The organism is Acinetobacter sp. YH12233 (genome assembly GCF_013417725.1).
GTDB lineage: Bacteria > Pseudomonadota > Gammaproteobacteria > Pseudomonadales > Moraxellaceae > Acinetobacter.
Genome location: NZ_VPDK01000074.1, coordinates 1 through 3,745, shown reverse-complemented (window position 1 = coordinate 3,745; position 3,745 = coordinate 1). Strand labels below are relative to the sequence as shown.

At 40.3% G+C, this 3,745-nt stretch carries 3 protein-coding genes and 1 pseudogene; all 4 read left to right on the top strand.

All coding sequences use genetic code 11. The features are described from left to right. Nucleotides 1–105: pseudogene (locus FTV12_RS16185) on the top strand (IS5/IS1182 family transposase); the annotation flags it as partial. A 254-nt stretch (nucleotides 106–359) separates the two neighbouring features. Next, nucleotides 360–995, top strand: a complete 636-nt coding sequence (locus FTV12_RS16180; RefSeq protein ID WP_034706934.1) for an OmpW family protein — start codon at nucleotides 360–362, stop codon at nucleotides 993–995. Nucleotides 996–1,170: 175 nt separating this feature from the next. Further along, nucleotides 1,171–1,515, top strand: a complete 345-nt coding sequence (locus FTV12_RS16175) for a lysozyme inhibitor LprI family protein (RefSeq protein WP_034170983.1) — start codon at nucleotides 1,171–1,173, stop codon at nucleotides 1,513–1,515. A gap of 154 nt (nucleotides 1,516–1,669) precedes the next feature. Continuing rightward, the gene (gene htpG, locus FTV12_RS16170; protein WP_180034336.1) at nucleotides 1,670–3,589 is read left to right on the top strand and encodes a molecular chaperone HtpG; all 1,920 of its coding nucleotides are present in this window, start codon (nucleotides 1,670–1,672) and stop codon (nucleotides 3,587–3,589) included. The last annotated feature ends 156 nt before the right edge of the window (nucleotides 3,590–3,745 follow it).

Here is a 3,745-nt window from a genome sequence, read left to right as displayed (position 1 = left end):
AAAAGATTTAGAATACTAAGTGAACGCTATCGAAATAGACGGAAAAGATTCGGTTTACGCATTAACTTAATCGCTGCACTGGTAAACCGGATGAACTTGCAATAATGACTTTCGCAAGAGATCTAATATAAACCTGATTATTTTACTCTGAATATTATTATATTAACCTGATTAATTTACTGGGTATTTAAAACCAACCAATATAGTCAATTTAAAATAAATATTTAATAATTACATATACTTAAATAATAAATAAAAATTAGTTTTATAATCTCTATTGCATATTAATTTAAGCCGTGTTTATTATTAATTAAGAAATATTTTCTTAATAATTATTCTTCCCTTGGGGGTATTTTAAAATGTTAAAGCAAGTAGCTCTTATTGCATTAATGGGTCTTTCAGCATCTGCGATGGCAGGGCAATGGCAAGTGAAAGTGGGGGCTTCTGTATTAGCGCCTACTCAGGAAACTGACCTGATTCCTGGTGTAGTTGAAGATGCTAAAGCAAGTAGCGAACTCAATTTTACTCCTTCAGTCGAATATTTCTTCAATGACAATATTTCAGCCGAATTATTATTGGCTACCCCATTTAAACATGATGTTGAGATGGCGGGTGATGTGAAAATTGCATCATTAAAACATCTACCACCAACGATTACAGCCAAATATAATTTTAAAAATTCAAGCCGCTTTACTCCATATATCGGTGTAGGTGCTACAGTATTCATTCCATGGGATGAAGAATTTAGCCAAACTGCAAAAGACGCATTAGGTGTAGCAAAGCTTGATGCAGATGTTGCTTATGGGGTAGCTGGCCAAGTCGGCTTTAACTTCCAGCCAGCGGATGCAAAAAACTGGGGTGTCTTTGTTGATGCACGTTATGCAGACTTAGATACAGATCTGGAAGCAAAGACTGCTGATGGGACAAAAATTAATTTAGGTGAATTTGGAATCGATCCTTGGGTTTATACGATCGGTTATAGCTATAAATTCTAAGCTCCAATTTTTTGGTTCATTTTTTCCAAAAGCCTCATCCTGCATGGGGCTTTTTTTCAAAATAACAACGATTTATAACGTATTGAAATTGAGCAGATTGGCAATACTCAAATATATTAAAACGAATAAAGTAAATATTAATTGAATACGACTTAATAATAAGGAAGATCAAAGCATGAGTTTTTTGTCGAAGAGTCTTTTGATCTTCAGCACGCTGTTTATTTCACAGAGTTATGCTGCCAGTTTTAATTGTCAGAAAGCGACAACCGCGACTGAGAAAACAATTTGTGAACATCGTTTGCTGAATGACGCTGATGTCAAAATGAGTACCAGCTATAACATCTTGCGCCGTATGGTGCCGATGGGAACACGTTCGGTGATTCAACGCGATCAGGTGAAATGGCTACAATTTCGTGACCGCTGTCAGGAATCTGTATCCTGCTTGAGTCAGGTCTATAATATGCGTCAGCAGCAGCTGGATCTGCATTTTGATCGTATCTATAAAATGGGGCCTTATTAAGTCTTGTCCATCCCATCAATTAGACTGATAAAAATGAAAGCCATAAAAATATTTTTTGCGAAAAAATTATTTTGAGGCTATTGAAAATTATTGAACTCACTCCATTCATATAGGCAACAGTTAACATCTGTATCTAAAATAATAGGAGTGATTCATGAGCGATTTAAGCGTACAAAAACACAGTTTCCAGGCTGAGGTAGCGCAGTTACTGCACCTCGTGACCCATTCGCTTTATTCAAATCCTGAAATTTTCCTGCGTGAATTAATTTCTAATGCTTCAGATGCGTGTGACAAATTACGTTTTGAAGGGATCAACCATCCTGAATATTATGAAAATGATCCTGACCTTCGCGTTCGTGTCAGCCTCGATCCAGAAAATAAAACTATTACCATTTCAGATAACGGGATCGGTTTAAGTCAGCAAGAAGCCATTGAAAATCTGGGGACGATTGCCAAATCAGGGACCAAAGACTTTATGTCAAAACTGACGGGTGATCAGAAAGCTGATGCGCAGCTGATTGGCCAGTTTGGTGTCGGTTTCTACTCAGGCTTTATTGTGGCTGACAAGATTACTGTAGAATCACGTCGTGCCGGTACGGATACCTCAGAAGGGGTGCGCTGGATCAGTGGCGGTACTGGTGAATTCGAAGTTGAACAGATCACTAAAGAAGGTCGTGGTACCGATATTATCCTGCATCTGCGTGAAGATGCACTGGATTATCTGCAAAGCTATAAAGTCAAACAGATCATCAATAAATACTCAGATCACATCAGCCTGCCAATCCAGATGCAAAAAGAAGTCTGGCAGGAAGAAGAAGCTGCTGAAGGTGAAACACCAAAAGGCGGTCAATATGTGAAGACCGATGAGTGGGAAGCGATTAACTCGACCAGCGCACTGTGGACTCGGAATAAATCTGAGATTACTGAAGAGCAATATACCGAATTCTATAAAAACCTAACCCATGATTTTGCTGCACCATTGGCTTGGGCGCATAACCGTGTTGAAGGTAGTACTGAATATACCCAACTGCTTTATATCCCAAGCAAAGCGCCACAGGATATTTTCACTCGTGAAGCCAAGGCCGGCATCAAGCTCTATGTGAAACGTGTCTTCATTATGGATGATGCGGATAACCTGATTCCAAACTATCTGCGCTTTGTACAGGGCGTGGTAGACAGTGCCGATCTGCCATTAAATGTGAGCCGTGAATTGCTGCAGGAAAGCCGTGATGTGAAAACCATCCGTGAAGGTAACACTCGCCGTATTCTGACCACTTTGGATAATCTGGCAAAATCTGAAGATGAAAAAGATCAGGAAAACTTCAAAACTTTCTACCGCGAATTTGGTGCGGTGCTGAAAGAAGGTCTGGGTGAAGATTTCGGTAATCGCGAACGCATCTTGAAACTGCTGCGCTATGCAACTTCGACCAATGATGAGGTGAGCACTTCATTGGCAGACTATAAAGCACGCATGAAAGAAGGCCAGAAAGCGATTTACTACATTACCGCTGAAAGCCTGAATGCTGCGAAAAACTCACCGCAACTGGAAGTATTCAAGAAAAAAGGCATTGAAGTATTGCTGATGTCAGAACGCGTCGATGAATGGGCAATGAACTTCGTGCATGAGTTTGATGGTACCCCATTGCAAAACGTATCTAAGGGTGCAGTCGACCTAGGTGATCTGCAAGATGCAGAAGAGAAAAAAGCACTGGAAGCTGCTGCTGAACAGTTCAAACCTGTGGTTGAAAAGCTGACAGATTCTTTGAAAGACAAAACCAAAGAAGTACGTGTAACGACTCGTCTGGTTGATTCACCAGCCTGTCTGGTCACAGGGGAAGGGGAGCTTTCTCCACAACTGATTCGTATGCTGAAAGATGCAGGTCAGCCTGTACCGGATGTGAAGCCGATTCTGGAGATTAACCCGGAACATCCATTGGTGAAAAAACTGGAAGGTTCTGCCCAGTTTGATGATCTGGCCAATGTGATCTTTGATCAGGCAATGATTGCAGAAGGTGGTCTACCAGAAAATCCGGCTGAGTATGTAAAACGTATTAACAGTCTATTGTTGGGTTAATTTTTATATTTCAAAAATCCCTCTACGGAGGTAATGCCAGTCAGTTAAGAGATTGACTGGCTTTTTCTTGGGTATTTTTGAGGTTTTCCTTTTACAACCCTTGGATAACTCCTCACTCTTCTCTCAGGTATAACATACCGATTAGATTTCTCCATT